Annotated in this window: 8 protein-coding genes and 1 pseudogene; 5 read left to right on the forward strand and 4 right to left on the reverse strand. The window is 67.9% G+C overall.

From position 1 onward, the window contains the following. Window positions 1–36: 36 nt before the first annotated feature. Window positions 37–755 (reverse strand): annotated as a pseudogene (locus CEB94_RS00345) (hypothetical protein). A 403-nt stretch (window positions 756–1,158) separates the two neighbouring features. Here CEB94_RS00345 and CEB94_RS00350 point away from each other — a divergent pair. Both CEB94_RS00350 and CEB94_RS00355 read left to right on the forward strand, forming a co-directional pair. Next, window positions 1,159–2,250 (forward strand): hypothetical protein, encoded by a 1,092-nt coding sequence (locus CEB94_RS00350; protein ID WP_175436821.1) that lies wholly within the window; start codon window positions 1,159–1,161, stop codon window positions 2,248–2,250. 40 nt (window positions 2,251–2,290) lie between these two features. Further along, a complete protein-coding gene (locus CEB94_RS00355) occupies window positions 2,291–2,842 on the forward strand; it encodes a hypothetical protein (protein ID WP_175436822.1) in 552 nt (183 codons plus the stop codon). Window positions 2,843–2,893: 51 nt separating this feature from the next. Here CEB94_RS00355 and CEB94_RS00360 read toward each other — a convergent pair whose 3' ends face one another. The 3 genes from CEB94_RS00360 to mobF all read right to left on the reverse strand — a co-directional run bounded on the left by CEB94_RS00360 (window position 2,894) and on the right by mobF (window position 6,820). After that, a complete protein-coding gene (locus CEB94_RS00360) occupies window positions 2,894–4,111 on the reverse strand; it encodes an RICIN domain-containing protein (protein WP_455568370.1) in 1,218 nt (405 codons plus the stop codon). Between the two features lie 763 nt (window positions 4,112–4,874). Further along, window positions 4,875–5,171 (reverse strand): hypothetical protein, encoded by a 297-nt coding sequence (locus CEB94_RS00365; RefSeq protein ID WP_246111643.1) that lies wholly within the window; start codon window positions 5,169–5,171, stop codon window positions 4,875–4,877. After that, complete coding sequence (gene mobF / locus CEB94_RS00370; protein ID WP_175430250.1) at window positions 5,114–6,820, reverse strand: MobF family relaxase; 1,707 nt, start codon at window positions 6,818–6,820, stop codon at window positions 5,114–5,116. Before mobF ends, CEB94_RS00365 begins: the two co-directional genes overlap by 58 nt. A gap of 352 nt (window positions 6,821–7,172) precedes the next feature. On the opposite strand from mobF, the gene CEB94_RS00375 reads away from it, so the two are divergent. From CEB94_RS00375 to CEB94_RS00385, 3 genes are all read left to right on the forward strand, one after another. Next, the gene (locus CEB94_RS00375) at window positions 7,173–9,947 is read left to right on the forward strand and encodes a LamG domain-containing protein (protein WP_246111644.1); all 2,775 of its coding nucleotides are present in this window, start codon (window positions 7,173–7,175) and stop codon (window positions 9,945–9,947) included. A gap of 212 nt (window positions 9,948–10,159) precedes the next feature. Next, window positions 10,160–16,663 carry an RHS repeat-associated core domain-containing protein gene (locus tag CEB94_RS00380; RefSeq protein ID WP_246111645.1) on the forward strand — a complete coding sequence of 2,168 codons (6,504 nt, stop codon included), beginning with the start codon at window positions 10,160–10,162 and terminating at the stop codon, window positions 16,661–16,663. A 73-nt stretch (window positions 16,664–16,736) separates the two neighbouring features. Beyond that, window positions 16,737–17,249, forward strand: a complete 513-nt coding sequence (locus CEB94_RS00385; protein WP_175430252.1) for a hypothetical protein — start codon at window positions 16,737–16,739, stop codon at window positions 17,247–17,249. Window positions 17,250–18,137: the final 888 nt, after the last annotated feature.

The following is an 18,137-nucleotide window of genomic DNA, read 5'->3' on the forward strand; positions in this document are numbered from 1 at the left end:
GGCTCGGGACAGGTGTGGTGGGGCGGCGGCCGCGGGTCACGTGAAGACGTGGTGGTAGGGGACGTTCCACTCGTTGGGCAGCCGCGGGTAGAACGTGTTGATGACCGTCCCGGTGAAGTCCCCGCCCCAGTTGTAGGTCACACGCACCTCGCTGTCGGCCGCCACCGCGTGGTCCTTGAACCCGAGGATGGCGTCGGGGTGGGTGATCGGCACGAAGGTGATCCCGCCCCATGGCGTCACCGTGACGATCCACAGCTGGGTGTCCTCCGGCGCGCCGTTCTTCCCGCGCCACAGGTCACCGACCTTGTCGGGCAGGCCCACCTGGACGGTGTCGGCTGTGCCCTCGGGGCTTTCTGATGAACGGTGATACGCCGGCGCAGCGGCTTGGGCGCGCCGTCGTCGCCGCGCCCGGCGTCGGCTTGGCCGGCGCCGGTGGGCTTGGGCGGCACCTGACCTGCGGCGCTCTCGACGAAGTACAGCGGCCGCTGCCCGAAGAAGCCGGCCGGGGTGATGTACCACAGGTGGCCCTGCGCCTCCTTGGTGGCCGAGTCGAGCGCGGTGGACAGCTTGACTCCCTTGTCGTGGACGCTGTCCTTCAGGTCGGCGGGCCGCAGGAAGCCGCCGTTGAAGGCGTGGACGAGCATGACCGGCCGGTTCTCGACCAGCGCGGCCACGATCGCGTTGTCGTAGCTGTTCACCGCCACCGGGCCGCCGACCACCAGATTCGACATCGCCGTGCGTTCTTGGGTGTACATCGCGGGACCTCACCTGTTCTTGAAGTGGAGAACAATAAGCCAGCCACAGTGCAGCGCTTTGCCGCGCCGCGTTAGCGACGGCTTTAGCCGCCCTGGATCGAAATAACCTGGCATTTATGGACGGCCGAATCAAACACCCCCACCGCCACATAAATCACGGCTGCAACAATCGTGTGCAAGACTTTTTGAAGGCACCGATCGAGTGACCGTCAGCGCTTCAACTTACCGCGCTTCTCGGCGAGTTGGGAGTGGTTGGTGAATGCCTTTCACTCGATTGAGCGTGATGCGTGAAGGCTTCTTCCCAGAAAATGAGGCCGCTGATAGCTTCGAATTTCGGAAAGCGCGCAGATGCCTGTTCGGTTCCATCGAGCGCGTTTCAGAGAGAATCAGTCGAGGACGGGGAATGCCTTCCACTGCTTACAACCTGGAACGGTCCAAGCGCCATCCGCTGACGAAAAAGAACCTGCGGGAACTCAGCATCGACCTGCCGTCCCTCCTGAACCACCCCAACCTGGTCTACACCGACAACAACGGCGTGCAGCACAAGCCCGTCGGCATCTCCATCAACAAGTCGAGCTCAGGCACTTTCGCCGGCTCCGCGTTCGATCTGGGCTGGCTCGCCTACATGAATCTCGGGGAACCGCTGATCGAGGAGCGGGGCGACATCACTCCGCCCCCGCCGGACACGTTCTCCTCACGCGCCTACGTCAACCGCAGCGACACGCACGAGATGACCTTCACCGACTCGGTCGAATTCACCGTGTCGAACGGGGTGACCTGGTCGCTCCACGGGGATGCCAAGCTCACCTTCGGCGGCAGCATCGGCGCGCAGCTGCAATTGCAGTTGCAGAACCAGCTCAAGATGGACCTCCAGGCTCAGCTCGGGACGCAGCTGCGGAACGACATGGCGAACAAGAACGCCAACACGGTGACCAACAAGAACAGCAAGGACAGCGTCGGGGTAGACAACGCCAACGCCACCGAAACGGCCACAACGAACTCGACGGGCAACTCCGCGTCCAACTCCGTGACGAACTCAGTGGCGTTCACGGCCCAGGGCAGCGCCACCGGCAGCGCTTCGCTCAACGCGCAACTGGCACTGGGCCTCGCGGCCACCGTCGGCGGCTCCCTGACAACGAGCTGGACCTCGAAATCCCAGATCTCCGGCAAGGTCCCGAAGGACTCCCGGGTGGAAACCATCGCCACGCAGCGGCGCGCCCACAAGCACTACGACTACGAGATCCCGGTGACCTTCGCTGGGTTCCTCGCGGTGAGATACGCCGTGCCGGTTCCGGTCCTTTCTCCCCCGCAGCCCGGGGCCTTCCCCGGCCTCGCCCAGGTAGTCGCCCGCGACATCGCCGACATCAACCTGGCCGGCGGCGGATACCGCATGAAGGGACAGATGGAGGTCGTGTCCTCCCTGGACGTCCACCACACGATGTTCGAAGCCGAGAGCCTGACCTTCAGCCCACGCGCCCTGTACAAGGGACCTTGACCGGGCAGCACTACCACCACGACGACCAGGGGTGATGACCATGGTGTTCGGCAATATTTTCGGTTTCGCGGAGAACAGCGCGGGGCTCTTCTCAGTGAAGGCCGGCGCAGCCGAATCGCAGCCGGATACGGACGTCGACTTCGAAGACGCCCAGGAGGACACATACGACGACAAGAGCACGAGCCTGTTCGTCCATTCGATCCACGGGGCATCCTCCCGGGCGAAAGTCGTACAGGAGCAGTCACCCGAAGCGCGGGTCATCCTGGGCATCCTCGGCTCCTTCATCCAGACCACCCGGGACTCGGCCCGTACGCAAGCCCAGCACGCCCACGCCGATTCGGTCTCCGGCACAGCGTCCGCCGGCATGTCAAAGGCGAGTGAGACGGTGAAGAGGGAAGACGGCCTGCAAAAGAACGAGGACCTCCAGGACAAGCCGGACAAGGAGGCATACGCCAAGGCCCCCAAGGCTCCGGAGGCACCCAGGGCCGCAGAGCCCCCCAAGGCTCCCCAGGCGGCCGCCGAGACTCCGCAGAAGCTGGGAAAGACCAAGACGACCGAGACGACCACCGAGGAACCGTCCGGTTCCCAGTAGCACGCACGTCACGAGGGGGCAGGGGCATGACCGCCCCTGCCCCCTCGTGCGTCACACCGGGACCAACTGCCACTGACGGTCCCGGCGTTCGCCCACAGCCTCGTACTGCCTGATCACCGAGCGGGCGTTGGTGTCGACTCCCAGGAGCAGACCACTGTTGCGGTTCGCGATCTCATACACCCGCGGAGTGCCGGTCACCGGGCCCACCGGGATCAGCCGCCACTGCTGGTGGTGCGCGTCAGCACCCTCGTAGGCACGCTGCGCCACCACCGCCCCCTTGGTCTCCTGCGCTCCCACGACCTCCAGGACCTTGCCGCTGCGCACGTTCTCGATCCGGTACAGGACCTCGCCGTCGTCCTGGCCCGCCGCGATGAGCCGCCACCGCTGGTGATCCCTCGGAGCGGTGAGGATCTGGTGGACCTCGGCCCCGTCGTTGGTGGACTCACGCACCACCCCCATCCGCAACCTGCTGCGGACGTTGGCCCAGGAGACCACCGTGCCCGAATCGGGCAGCCCGGCCAGCTTCGCCGACGTGACCTTTCGGACCCGGTTGTTGGAGTAGTCGGCGATGTAGAGGGTGTCGACGCAGTCCACGGCGAGCCCGTGCGGGCCGCTCAGCTTGGCCGAAGCGGCCGACTCGCCGTCACCACCGAAGGTCGCGGCGCCCGTGCCGGCGAACGTGCTGATCGTTCCGTCGGCCACGACTTTCCGAACCCGGTGGTTGTTGGTGTCGGCGATGTAGAGGGTGTCGGTGCTGTCCACCGCCACTGCCATGGGCGAGTACAGCGGTGCCAAGGCGGCCTGGACGCCGTCACCGCCGAAGGTCGCGGCGCCTGTGCCGGCGACCGTTCTGATCTTCCTGTCGGCCTTCGGGACCTTCCGGACCCGCTGGTTGCCGCAGTCGGCGATGTAGAGGTTGCCTGCACTGTCCACCGCCACCGCGGTGGGGTTCCTCAGTTGGGCGGCGGTGGCGAGGGTGCCGTCAGGGGACAGGCCCGCGACCGTCCCGGCGACCGTGGTGATCTTCCCGTCAGCCGTGACCTTCCTGACCCGGTGGTTGCCGTAGTCGGCGATGTAGACGTCGCCCGCGCCATCCACCGCCACATCGAACGGCGTGTTCAGATGGGCGGTGGTGGCGGAGACGCCCTCACCGCCGTAGGTCGCAGTGCCGGTGCCGGCGAACGTATGGATCTTCCCATCGGCCATCGTGATCTTCCGGACCCGGTGGTTGCCGGAATCGGCGATATAGAGATCGCCCGCGCTGTCCACGGCAATCCCGCGCGGGTGACTCAGCGGGGCTGAGACGGCAGAGACACCCTCTGCCCCGCGCCCTGCGCTCCCCGTCCCCGCGATCGTGCTGATCCTCCCGTCAGTCGTGACCTTCCTGATCCGGTGGCCGCCGAATTCGGCGATGTAGAGGGCCCCGTCGCGATCCACCGTCATCCCGTACGGACCGTTCAACAGAGCCGAAACGGCAAGCTCCTTGTCCCCTTTGGGCGCCCCCGCAGTACCGGTTCCCGCGACCGTGCTGATCAGGGCAGTGAACTCCTCGCCGTCTACAGCTCCCGTGCTACCAGTGCTCATCTGCATCCCTTCACCGTTCACCCGACCGCCGACCTGATGATGACGTCGACAGCGGACAAACAGAACGAAAAGCGGGACGCCAGATCACACCATTGTCTAGAAACGGAGCGTTTGCCCACCCGCAGCTTTGGAGCGCCTCCTGCACAATGCGAACCACTCGTCGACATACGACCGAAAGGTCAGCCACCCTCACGAGGGAACAACAGGCGTGGCGTTGACGAAGCAGACGACGTCGTCGCTGTCGCGTCGCCGGATGCAGCGGTGACAACCGCCCCACATCGTCAAGAGGCGATCACCCTGCACAAAGCGTGACGGAAGGAGTGGTGCGCATCGGGTGGGGTCGATGCGGTGGAACGGACCGGTTGAGGGCGGCGCATTTCTCCTTGACCTGAGCCGAGGTCAAGGAGAAACGCGGCGAGTGGCAGCGGGTGGGCGGCATCGGGTGCACTCAGTGGCCGGCCTCCCGGCCGCGGTGCGGTCCAGGCTTCTGCGGGCGGTGCGCCCGCTGGTCGTCCTCGCGCACCGGATGCGCGTCGTCGGCATCGTCGCGGTGCGCGTAGCGGTCCATCGTGGCGCGGGCCCGGTCGGCCGCGGCGGTGAAGGCGTCCCCGAGGTGGCGCAGCCGCTCGGCGGTGAGATCGAGGGCTTCCACGTCGGTGCGGGACTTCCGCAGGGCCCGCAGTGCCGTCAGGTCGACCGCTTCCTGTCGGCTGGGCTCCGGGGGCGGGAGCAGCTGCTCGGGCATCGCCGCCTGCTGGTGGGCGACGACGTCGTACGCCCGGCCCCGCACAGCGGTAGCGGTGGCGGTGGTGCGCAGCTTCTCCCGCACCACCGCGCCCGCGAGGACGGCCCGCTCGTACTGCAGCGGGAGTCGGGGTATCTCCCACTCCCCCGCATCCTGGCCCGGGGCCCGGGGCGCAGCCGGCTCGCCGGGATCGGCCGGGGGTTGCCGGTCCGGGTCGGGCGCGGGAGTTGGTGGGCGGGGCCGGGCGGGGAGGTCGGCCAGGGCCCACCGTGCGGTGTAGAGACGGTAGTCCGACAGCAGACCGAGTGTGGTCTTCGGCTCGCTGATGTCCAGGCAGTGCGTGGAGATGGCGGCGGCCACGATTCTGTCGTCCAGGCCGGGGTCGCGGCGGCGGCCGCGCAGGACGAGGGCGAGTGGCGGCGGGCTTCGGCGAGCAGGTGTCGGCGGTGGAAGCGGCCGCCGTCGTTCATCACGAACACGGTCGCGGTGACGTCGACGGCCGCCAGGGCCACATCGACCACGGCGGCGACCCGGGCCCGGATCGCCGCAGCCGCAGCCGCAGCGCGGGCGTACTCGAGGAGGGAGTTGATGACGTCGACGGCCACCCCGGAGGTGAGGAGTGCGCTCGCCTTCCACCACGCGCGCAGCTGCGCGAGCGGCCGGGTCTTCTGCTTGGGCGGGCGAGTCTTGCGGGCGGCCATCCCGTTCAGCTTGGCGCGGGCCCGCTCGGAGACCACGGGCAGGAACTTCAGCTCACCGTCGTCGTCGACGGCGGTGACGTACTCGTGCTCCAGCTCTGCCAGGCAGGCGGCGATCTGGTCGCTGCGCCGGGAGGTGAAGCGGATCAGCTCGTGCGGCACCCCGGCAATCTCCATCACCGGCCGGCGCCCCGGGGTGACGATGCGCGGCTCGGTCGCCAGCCCCAGCGCCTCGCAAACCTCCGCGGCCACGAGCTCGTTGTAGAGCGCAGAGGCGGCCACGGTGTTCTCATGCAGGGCCAGGATGTGGATCGACCCCCACTTCCCGTCCAGCCGCTGCCCCTTCACGGACAGCAGCAGATGGTCATGGAGCAAGGGCATCCCCGACCGTGCCTCGTAGTGGCGGAAGCGCGCGGCGACCAGACCGCCGGGCGGCCGCACCCGGTAGATGCCGTCCTTGCCGTACCGGATCACCGCCACCTCGTCCTCGATCCACTCCAGCACCCGCTCGATCGCGCGCTCGTGCGCGGCCTCGATCACCCGCCGGGTCTCCTCATCCCCCAGCGCCCACAACAGGTAGATCGTCGGCTGCGGCCTAAAGACGAAGTCGACGCCGGTGACCATCACCTGGCGTCCGAGGGCGCCGGCCTTGAACGCCTTCTTCGGGGAGTCGCCCTTGGCGAGCCGGTCGGCCTCGATCCGGTCCGCGTACGGGTGGCGGCCCCGCTCGCCGAAGAGGTTCCGCAGCTGCTGCTCGGTGACCTCCTGCCCCGGCGTCAGCCCGAGCACGGCAAGTCCCCGGCCCATCCATCGCCCGGCCGGGACACCAGCTTGCTCCTGGGCCTCGCGCAGCGGCGTGCGGGCCGGGCGACGGCCGTCGCCGACAACGGTCTCGCGCAGGTAGTAGCGGTACATCTGACCGGCCCGGACGACCCTGATATCCACTGTCATGGAGACCACGCCACACGGCTCTGACCTGCGAGAAGAGGCCGATCAGCGGTACGTCCCGCCAGGCGGGAGCAGTGGCCGAACTTTCTTCTCAGGTGGCCGCCGGGCGGGAAGCGGCCTCGGGCCGGATGCGAATGTCATCGCTCTCCGGCAGCCCTCACATCACGACCCGGACGACACCAACAAGCACTACCGAGCACCAGGGAACGCGCACCACCAACGAGTACCGCCTACATCAACCCCCGGCACCCGCCGGGGGCTGCGTCGTGCTGCCCGGAGGAGGCCACTGTGCCCACCTTCGAGACACTCCCCCGCTTCACCGCCGACCTCCCAGCACCTCACTCCCGCCCACCCCGTGTACATCGACCCCTCGGTCGGACTCGGGAGGTCGGAGCGGACCGTGCTGTCCTCCGACGGCGACAAGTTCTGGCAGTTCAACGGCGACTACGGCGTCGGCCGGTGCAGCGTGGCGGGGCCGTACTACTGCGGCAACAACTACACGAACCGCATGCTCTTCGAGTTCTCGCCGTCGAAACTGGCGGGCAAGTACATCCTCGACGCCACGTTCCGCGCGTACGAGACCTGGTCGTTCTCCTGTGAGCCCAAGTGGGTGGACCTGGAGCGCACCGACAACATCTCCGAGGGGACCCGCTGGCCGGGCCCGGCTCAGCTCGACCAGATGGGCGACCGGCATGTGTCGGCCGGGCGTGGCGGCAACTGCACTCCCGACCAGCCTGATGCCTGGGTCGAGTTCAACGACAACCCGGAGGAGTCGGACGAGAACCTGGCGTCGACGGTGCGCAAGTTCGCCGACGGCAAGATCCACCGGCTCACCTTCATGCTGCGGGCCAAGGATGAGGGCGACCCCTCGGCGTGGAAGCGGTTCGACGACAACGCCGAGCTCAAGGTCAACTACGCCTATAAGCCGGGCGTGCCTACCGACGTCGGTGTCATCCCGGGCGACGGCTCCACCGCCTACTGCAAGACGTCCTCCTCCGATCCGCTGATCGTCACTCGGATCGACCCGATGGTGCAGGCCCGGGTGCAGACCCAGGTCGAGCACAGCGCGGGTGACGAAGAGGGCTCTCTGCAGGCCGAGTACATCGTGGAGCGCGGTGACGACGCCGCCTGGCACCAGGTGTGGTCGGACTACCGGCCGAACTCCGGCTGGGACCCGGACGGCACCCTGGAGAGGATGCGCACGACCAACCGTGCGGACGGCGGCCTGTACCGGCTCAAGGCGCGCACGCAGTCGCACTGGTCGTACGGCGGCAAGTCGGGTGACCTGTTCTCGTCGTACTCCAAGTGGTGCTACTTCAAGATCGACTCGACGGCGCCCAAGGCTCCGGTGATCACCACGGGCAGCCCGTACACCGCGTGCACTACGAACCTGTGCGAGGGCAAGGGTGGCCCGGGCGTCCCCGGCAGCTTCACCTTCAAGCCCAACGCGGCGGACAAAGACATCGCCGGCTACCGCTGGCGGCTGCTGACCACCTCCGCCAAGGAGACCAAGACGGTCAGCGGCTCCTCGGTTACCGTGCCGAACGTGACGCCGTCACTGTCCGGCACTCAGGTGCTGTCGGTGGAGGCCAAAGACGTACGCAGCCGGTGGGGTACCCCCGCCGAGTTCACCTTCAAGGTCGCCCCCGCCTCCGGCCCCTCCGGCACCTGGCACTTCGACGACGGCGCCCCGGACTCCGGTGTGACGGTCGCCAAGGACACCGCCGCCGAGGGCACACGGCACGATGCCACGCTCCACACTGCCGGTGCGGGATGGTCGACGCTGGCCCGGCGCGGTGACGCGGACTACTCGCTGTGGATGGACAGCACCGTTCCCGAGAACCAGAAGGCGTACGCGGCAACAGCCACCCCGGCCGTGAACACGAAGGACTCTTTCACCGTCTCGGCGTGGGCCTATCTGACGGACGCCTCGCAGAACCGTGTGGTGCTCGCGGCCCCGGGGACTGACGCCTCGGCGTTCACCCTGTATTACTCCGCCGCGTACAAGAAGTGGGTGTTCAACCGAACCGCCGCTGACGTCACGGAAGGCCAGACCTATCTGCGGTCGCTCTCCGACACCGGTGCGCCGCCAGTGAAGGTGTGGACGCACTTGGCGGGTGTCTTCGATACCCAGGGCGACACGGACAAGACCAACGACACCATCCAGTTGTTCGTCAACGGCCGGCCGCAGGGCAAACCGGTGGTGCTCACCTCGCTTTCGACCGCGTACACGCCGTGGGTTTCCTCCGGCGGCATGCAGTTCGGCCGCTCGCTGGTGGGCGGCAGCTACGGGGAGAACTTCCGCGGCCGCCTCGACGAGGTGTCCGTGTGGCAGCGGGCGCTGACCGCGGACGAGGTCACCGAGCAGGCACAGCTGTCGGAGAACGGCGTCCCCCTGCACGAGCTGGTGGCTCACTGGGACGCCGCGGCCTCCACGGGCACCGAGCTCAAGGAGCTGACCTCGTACCCTGCCGGTCCGATGAAGCTGTCGGCCTCGGGCGCGGTTCTCGACGCGGACAACGACGCCCTGGTCCTGAATGGCACGGCCGGCTATGCCTCGGCGACCGGACCGGTCACCGACGAGTCCGGCTCCTTCACCGCCACTGCGCGGGTGCGGCTCGACTCCGTGAAGCTCGCGGCCAAGCCCGTCGGCTACCAGGCTCAAGTGGCCGGGCAGCAGGCAAGCGGCGGAGAGTCCTCGTGGGCGCTGTGGGTCGTCAAGCCCGCCGACGACCTCTACCAGTGGAAGTTCACCCGCACAGCGCTCGGCACGGACGGCAAGGTCACCCAGAGCGCTGAGGTGCCCGGCGGTGACATCGCCGAGGTCGACACCTGGGTGCAGGTCACCGGCGTCTTCGACGCACAGGAGGCCTGGGAGTGGACCGACCCGGACGACGGATCGAGCGAGACCAAGTACGGCAGGCTCCACCTGTACGTGGGCGAGTTCGACCAGCCCGCAGAGGGTGACTCCGGGTTCACCGCACCGCAGCAGGGCGTCGGCGCGATCACTGCGGGCCGCGGCAGCACCGGGCACTACCTGCCCGGCTCCCTGGAGGAAGTGCGCGTCTGGACAGGTGCGATGAGCGCCGACCAGATCAGCTCACAGGTCCTCGGAACGAACATGCTCTGACGCTTCCGCCCCACCGGGCCCGGCAGGTACTGCCCGGGCCCGGCGGGGCCGTCGCGGGTCACCCTCCCTCACACCGCCCCGTCCCCCGCCGCGCGGGGGCGCAGCGCGCCCGGCTTCCGGCCGGACGCAGAAAGAACACCCACATGAACCCCTTGGGGAAATACCGGCTGCCGAGAAGCAGCCGGTCGGCAGCGGACGGAACCGTCCGCTGGATGCCCGGCCTCGCGCTGGGCATGGGCCTGGCCATGTTGCCGGGCCTGCTGTCACCCGTCGCGTTCGCGGCGGATCGGGACGACCCGCTGGGTCGTCCGACGCTGAAGGACGCGCGCTCAGTCGACGTGTCGCCGCTGACGGCGAAGGCAAACCGCAAGGCCGCTCGTGCGGTGGCTGAGGGCGAGGCCGCCGACGCGGCCGCCGCCCGGCGGGCCCGCACCGACCAGAACCGGTCGGTGACCTGGCCCGGCAAGGGCACCGCACAGCTGACCCTGCCTGACAAGGGGGCGGCAGAGGCGAAGCCGGGCTCGCTGCCTCTGACGCTGGAGCCGGTCTCCGGCAAGAAGCGCGCGGCCGGCTCGGTCCGGGTGAACGTCCTGGACCAGAAGGCGGCCAGGGCACTGGGCGTCAAGGGCGTGGTCCTGGCCGTCACCGGCCCGAAGACCGGCGGGCGGGCCGAACTCGGCGTCGACTACTCCGCGTTCGCCTCGGCCTACGGAGCCGACTGGGCCGGCCGGCTGCAAATGCAGCAGCTGCCCGATTGTGCGTTGAGCGACCCCGCCAAGGCCAAATGCCGTACCCGGCTTCCGCTCGAAACTACGAACAAACGGGGCGCCGACGAGCTGAGCGCACCGCTGGCTTTCGCACCCGCGGCCCGCTCAGCGAGCACCGGCTCGACGATGGTCCTCGCGCTCGCGGCAGGATCACAGTCCGGCGCCGGTGATCTGGGGGCGACTCCGCTCGCGGCGTCCTCGACCTGGGAGGCGGGCGGTTCGTCCGGCACGTTCACCTGGTCGTACCCGCTGCGCACCCCGCCGGCCGCGGCCGGTCCGCAGCCGGAGCTGCAGATCTCCTACGACTCGGGCAGCGTGGACGGCCGCACGGCCTCGACGAACAACCAGGGCACGGCGCTCGGCGAGGGCTTCGACATCACCTCGTCGTACATCGAGCGGCAGTACGGCTCGTGCGACGACGACGGCCAGGACGACAAGTACGATCTGTGCTGGAAGTACGACAACGCCTCGATCGTGCTGAACGGCAAGGCCACGGAGCTGGTCAAGGACGACACCAGCGGTAAGTGGCGGCTGAAGAGCGACGACGCCTCCACCGTCGAGCGGCGCACCGGCGCCGACAACGGTGACGACAACGGCGAGTTCTGGACCGTCACCACCGGTGAGGGCACCGTCTACACCTTCGGCCTGAACAAGCTGCCGGGCGCGGGTACGGACGACCGCACCAAGTCGGTGTGGACCGTGCCGGTGTTCGGCGACGACGAGGGCGAGCCGGGCTACTCCGACGGTTCGAGCTTCTCGGGCCGGGACAAGAAGCAGGCCTGGCGCTGGAACCTCGACCTGGTCGAGGACACCCACGGCAACTCCTCCACGTACTGGTACGAGGACGAGAACAACCACTACGACAAGCTCGGTGACGACAACACCGGCACCGCGTACACCCGCGGCGGCTATCTGAAGGAGATCCGCTACGGCCAGCGCAAGGGTGCCCTGTTCTCCACCACTCCGGCGGCCTCGAACAAGGTGGTCTTCTCCTACGCTGAGCGCTGCGTCGCCAGCGGCACCGGCTGTGACGCGCTGACCGAGGACAAGCGGGACAACTGGCCCGACGTGCCCTACGACGCCATCTGCAAGGAAGGCGACAAGTGCACCGGGAACGTGGGCCCCTCGTTCTTCACCCGCAAGCGGATGACCGGTGTCACCACCTATGCGTGGGACGCCGCTGCCGCGACGCCCGCGTACGCGGCGATCGATGGCTGGTCGTTCAAGCAGCTGTACCTGGACCCGGGCGACACCGGTGACTCCACCGACCAGTCGCTGTGGCTCGACTCCATCACGCACACCGGCAAGCGAGGCACTGATCTCGCCATGGACCCGGTGAAGTTCACCCACGAGTTCAAGCCGAACCGGGTCGACGGCCCCTCCGACGACATCCTGTCGTTCGAAAAGCCCCGACTGAAGACCATCGTCTCCGAGGCCGGCGCCCAGACGATCGTGTCCTACATGGAGGCCGACTGCGTCTACGGCCAGACCATGCCCAAGGTCGACGAGAACACCAAGCGCTGCTACCCGGTCAAGTGGTCGCCCAACGGCGAGCAGGAGCTGATCCTCGACTGGTTCCAGAAGTACCCGGTCAGCGCGGTCAAGACAACAGACCCGTTCGGCGGCTCCGAGGCTGTCCACCACAGCTACCAGTACTCCGGAGGCGGCGCCTGGCACTACGACGACGACCCGATGACTCCGGCCAAAAAGCGCACCTGGTCGATGTGGCGCGGCTTCGAGAAGGTCACGCACCTCACCGGCGTCAGCGAGGGCACCCAGTCCAAGACGGTCACGGTGTACCTGCGCGGTATGCACGGCGACCGCGTCCTCGGCCCGGACGGCAAGACGCCCGACCCGGACAAGCGCAGAACCGCCAAGGTGACCGGCATCAAGGCCGGCGAGATCACCGACTCGGACCAGTACGCGGGATTCGTACGCGAGACCGTCACCTATGACGGCACTGCGGAGGTGTCCGGCTCGGTCGCCGACCCGTGGTCCGAGCGCACCGCGACGCAGCACAAGTCGTACGCCGACACCGAGGCGTACTACGTGCGCACGGCCGCCACGCACGAGCGCACCCGGGTGACGTTTGGCGGCACCGCGAGGGACCGCGTCCGCACCACCGTCACCTCGTACGACGACCACGGCATGCCTGAGACGATCGAGGACAAGGGCGACGACGCGATCAGCGGCGACGAGACGCGCACGCGCACCTGGTACGCGCGCAACGCCGACCAGGGCATCAACTCCCTCGTCTCGCGCACTCGCAAGGTCGCGAAGCTCTGCTCGGTGACGGATACGTCCCTCGACCTGCCCGCGGACAACACCCGTCCCGGTGACGTCATCGAGGACACCGCGATCGTCTACGACGACCCCGCCGCGACCGGCTGGAGCGCCTCGCAGAAGCCGGTCCGGGGCGACGCATCCTGGACCGGCCGCGCGAAGTCGTACTCCGCGGCCACCCCGGCCTGGCAGAAGGTCACCAGCACGACCTTCGACGCGCTCGGCCGCGCTCTGGTCGTGAAGGACACCAACAACCTGCCGACCACCAGCGCGACCTACACACCCGCCGGGAGCGGGCCGCTCACCGCGACCTCGACCGAGGACGCCAAGAAGTTCAAGACCACCACCAAGGTGGACATCGGAACCGGCTCGGCCATGAAGGTCACCGACCCCAACGGCAAGATCACCGAGTCCGAGTTCGACAGCCTGGGCCGACTCACCAAGCTCTGGCTGCCCAACCGCTCCAAGGCCCTGAACAAGACGCCGAACCACACCTATGCGTACAAGGTCACGAACTCGGCGATGCCGTGGGTGGCGATTAGCACGCTCAAGGGCGACGGGTCTGGCTACAACACCACCTACGAGATCTTCGACTCGCTGCTGCGTTCACGTCAGGTGCAGTCGCCCACGCCGGTCGGCGGTCGGCTGATCAGCCAGACGCTGTACGACTCGCGGGGTCTGGCCGTCTCCCGGCAGTCCGACATCTGGGACGAGCAGTCCGCACCGTCGGGCACGGCGGTGCAGATCGACGGCGGACAGGCACCCCGGCAGACCGACACCACGTACGACGGTGCCGGCCGGGTCGTCAAGGAGGTGATGAAGACCTCCAACGTCACCCGTTGGTCGGTCGAGAACACCTACACCGGGGACACGGTGACCAGCACCGCGCCGGCCGGTGGCCAGGCCACGGCGGTGGTGACCAACGCGCTCGGGCAGACCACGGAGCGTCGCGAGTACGGCGGCCCCAAGCCTGAAGGTGCCTACACCACCACGGGCTACACCTACGCTCCGGGCGGTCTGCAGAAGACCATCACCGGGCCGGACAAGGCCACGTGGTCGTACGAGTACGACCTGTTCGGCCGTGTCCGCAAGTCGACGGATCCGGACACCGGCACCACACAGCCGGAGTTCGACGTACTGGACCGGCAGATCAAGTCGACGGACTCGGAGGGGCGCAGCCTTCTCACCGAGTACGACGACCTGGGCCGCAGGACCGGCCTGTGGAAGACCAGCAAGACCGACGCCAACAAGCTCGCTGCGTGGACCTTCGACACCCTGGCCAAGGGGCACCAGGACACAGCAACCCGTTATGACGGGGGCGCCACCGGCAAGGCGTACACCGCGACGGTCACCAAGTACTCGGCCCAGTACCAGGTCGAGAGCACCCAGTTCTCGCTGCCGGACGACGATGAGTTGGTGAAGGCGGGCGTCCCGAAGACGCTGTCATTCTCCACCGGCTACCGGCTCGACGGCACGGTCTCTCAGGCAGCGCAGCCCGCGGTCGGCGGACTGCCCGCCGAGACGGTCTCCTACAAATACAACGCGACCGGCCAGCAGATCACGTCCCAGGGTACGAGCGGATATCTCCAGGGCGCCACGTTCTCGCCGCAGGGCGACCTGCGTCAGCTCGCTCTCGGCACGGACGGCACAGACACCGCGAAGAAGGCGTACCTCAACTACGACTACGAGGCCGGAACCCGGCGCCTCGTGCGCTCCTACGTCACCGACGACGTGCACGGCTACATGCCACAGGAGCTGAAGTTCAAGCAGGACGCCGCGGGCAACGTCACGTCGATCTTCGACGGCACCACACAGGGCGGCACCACCAAGCCCGACTACCAGTGCTTCGCCTACGACGGCCACAGCCGTCTGACCGAGGCCTGGACGCCCAAGACCCCCGACTGCGCGGCTGCCGGGCGCACCCAGGCGAACATCGACGGTGCGGCGCCGTACTGGACGTCGTACACCTACAACGAAGCCGGTCAGCGCAAGACCGAGACCAAGCACACGGCCTCGGCAACCACCACGACCGACTACTCCTACGGCAACACGCCCACCAACCAGCCGCACCCCCTCACCAAGACGACGACCGGGAGCACCACTCAGAACTACGAGTACGACAAGACCGGAAACACCACCAAGCGGCCCGGACCGGCCGCCCAGCAGTCCCTCGACTGGAATGCCGAGGGCAAGCTGGCCAGGACGACCGAGGGACCGGCCGAGACCAGCTACCTCTACGACGCCGACGGTGAGCTCCTCATCCGGCGTGCGAAGGGAGACGGCGACACCGTCCTCTACCTCGGTGCCACCGAGGTCCGCCTGACGGTCAAGGGGACGGCCAAGACCCTCTCCGGCACGCGCTACTACACTGCCAACGGCCAGAACATCGCATGCCGGACCGCTGTCAGCGGCACATCGGGAAGCAAACTGAGCTTCCTGGCCGCCGACCACCACGGCACGTCCTCAATAGCCATGGACGCCACAACGTTCACCGTCGTCAAGCGCTACACGTCGCCGTTCGGTGCCTCGCGCGGCCCGAAGGCGACCACCTGGCCGGACGACAAGGGCTTCCTGGGCAAGCCGACCGACGCCGCCACAGGCCTCACCCACGTCGGAGCACGTGAGTACGACCCCGGAATCGGCCAGTTCACCAGCGTCGACCCGGTGCTCTCACTCGACCAGCACCAGTCCATGAACGGCTACGCCTACGCGGACAACAGCCCCATAACCTTCAGCGACCCGACGGGGCTCAAGAAGGGCGGCGGTGGCCTGGGCGATCTGCTCGGCATCATCGGCGCCGTGATCGGCGGCACGGTCGGAGCCGTGCTCGGCGTCGTGGGCGACGCTATCTCCAGTATCGGCGGCGGTGGCGGCGGCGGTGGCGGCGGCGGTGGCGGCGGTGGCGGCGGGACCGGCACGGCCACCTACGCCAGCACCGGCACGACGACCTGCTACTACGCGATGGGCATGAACCAGTGCACCACGACCGGTGGCGCGCCGCCCATGACCGACAACAACCTCAACACCGGCAACAGCTGCGGCGGAACGAGCTCCGGCTACCCGGCCTGCCCGGGCCTGATCGGTGAACAGGGCGACCCCGAGCAGGTCAAGGAACTGCTGCTCATCGGCTGCGGCTGGATCCCCATCCTTGGAGCCGGTTGCGACGGCTACGACGTCAAGCGCTCAGCCGACGAAGGCGACAAGCTCGGCGCGGGCCTCGGCATCATGGGCTTCATCCCGATCATCGGCGACTTCATCAAGCTGCCCGACCAGCTGAAAGACCTCGAGCGCGTCGCGGACGTAGCGAAGGCCGCGAAGGCCCGTCCCATCGTGAAGTGGTCCACGCCGGAGTACGACGGATGGCAGCATGTCCTGGACAACCACAGGACGAGCGGCCCGGGCTACTCGAGCGATCCCGACGGAAAGGGAGTGTTCGAGGGTAAGTTTGTCAAGGGAGACAAGCTCAAGAAGCGAATTCAGGAAGCCGTAGGAAACGGCAAGGCAATGCCGAACGATAAGGGGCGTGACGGAGTCGTGTATGAGTACAACTTCGGTCCCGGTAATGCAGTCGGTCGCCTTTCCAAGAACCAGGGCGGGGGAATCTCGACGGGAATCAAAGTCATTCTCAATCATGACGGGTCCCTGCGCACCGCCCACCCCATCTAGGCCGATGGCGGATCCGTGGCCGGACGTGCGGAGCCTCCGCGCGTCCGGCCACGCACGACAATCAGGACAGGACTTGCTGTACATCGACTTCACACCCGACAGCGACATGGACATTCCTGCTGGCGCCGCGCGTGCCTGGCGGGAAGGGCTGATCGGGCTCGCCACCCTCAGCGCGACGGATCTGCGCTACGGATGGTTCGCGTACCAGATCGACTTCAAGGTGGGCGGGCACGCGTTTCTGTCCGCGACGCGGGAACCGCTGGTCGACATCATGTTCACCCTGGCGTACACCCTGCAGGAGCTGCGCGCGGGCGGCTCGGCGGAGATCAATTTCACCGAGAACTCCTACGTGATTCACCTCAAACTCGTGGGCGATCGGGTCAGGTTCACCTCGTCGCACCGAACACCCGCCGTGCCCCCGGAATGCCCGGTCGAGGATTACACCGCCGCGGTGCGCGCCTTCGTCGCCTCCGGCGTCGCCTACCTAGTGGAGAGCCGTCCGGCTCTTGCGGAGAACCCGGTCCTTGACGAACTCCGGGCGCTTGTGTCGGGTCCGGCGGGTGGTGTCACCGGCAACCAGGAATGACGACCGCGTGCACCGCGAGAGAAAACGCGACCCTCTCCGCCGCGCGAGACCCCGGAGACGTGACAAGGGTCGAACTCCTGGCCGGAGCACGGGCCTTTCTCGACGCCTGCCGGGGGCTATGACAACTAGCTAGGGCACTCCGAGCAGGTGGGCCCCTGCCGATGACACGACGAGTCATCGGCAGGGGCCCACCTGCGAAATGCGACACGACCGCCTTCCCTACCGGCGCCGCCCGGCCGCGCTCGAGTCTGAATTCGCCGCCCTACAGCTGTCGGCGCCGTGGGCACCGCGCCCGTCGACCACCGCCGCTCGCGCAACAGCTCCCGGCGCTCACGGGTCAGCACCAAGTACGCCCCGATGCCGACTTCAGTACGCAGGCCCCGCCGACCCCGCCCCTCCAGCGCGGCAAGCAGCGCGCCCTGGAGCTGGCCGCGCCGACCAGCACCCTGAACCCGCACCCTGCTCATCGACACCGCAGCGTGCTCTCATCACGACGGCGACAGCGAACAAGCGTGCCGCCCCGCCGTACAGTCGCCGCCCAGACAGGACTGCCGGACGGCTACCGCACCAGGCTGGTCCACCGCCGAGCCCAAGACCGAGCCCAGGACCTCTACGAAACGATCCCCACCCAGCACCACCGCGAACGAGCCGCGCGGGAGCTGCGGCTCGTCCTTGCCTCGTGAGCGGTTGCCGACCGAGCTGTGTCGTGTCTCCGGTACGACCATTGCACTCACACGAGGGGCGCAACCGCCGTCGCCGGTACGTGCGCCCCACACCGGCCGCTACCAACTGGCTCTGTCGGTGAGTCGTGATGTCGTTTGTCGTTGAGCGCGAAGGGCACCGTTGTTCCGGCGAAAGCGATGTCGCTGCGTTTTAGGAGCGGTTGGG

Source organism: Streptomyces hawaiiensis (assembly GCF_004803895.1).
GTDB classification, from domain to species: domain Bacteria; phylum Actinomycetota; class Actinomycetes; order Streptomycetales; family Streptomycetaceae; genus Streptomyces; species Streptomyces hawaiiensis.

Coding starts and splice junctions, on each gene's coding strand:
- CEB94_RS00350 (WP_175436821.1), top strand. CDS start 1,159: ATGCCTTCCACTGCTTACAACCTGGAACGGTCCAAGCGCCATCCGCTG.
- CEB94_RS00355 (WP_175436822.1), top strand. CDS start 2,291: ATGGTGTTCGGCAATATTTTCGGTTTCGCGGAGAACAGCGCGGGGCTC.
- CEB94_RS00365 (WP_246111643.1), bottom strand. CDS start 5,171: ATGCCCGAGCAGCTGCTCCCGCCCCCGGAGCCCAGCCGACAGGAAGCG.
- mobF (WP_175430250.1), bottom strand. CDS start 6,820: ATGACAGTGGATATCAGGGTCGTCCGGGCCGGTCAGATGTACCGCTAC.
- CEB94_RS00380 (WP_246111645.1), top strand. CDS start 10,160: ATGCCCGGCCTCGCGCTGGGCATGGGCCTGGCCATGTTGCCGGGCCTG.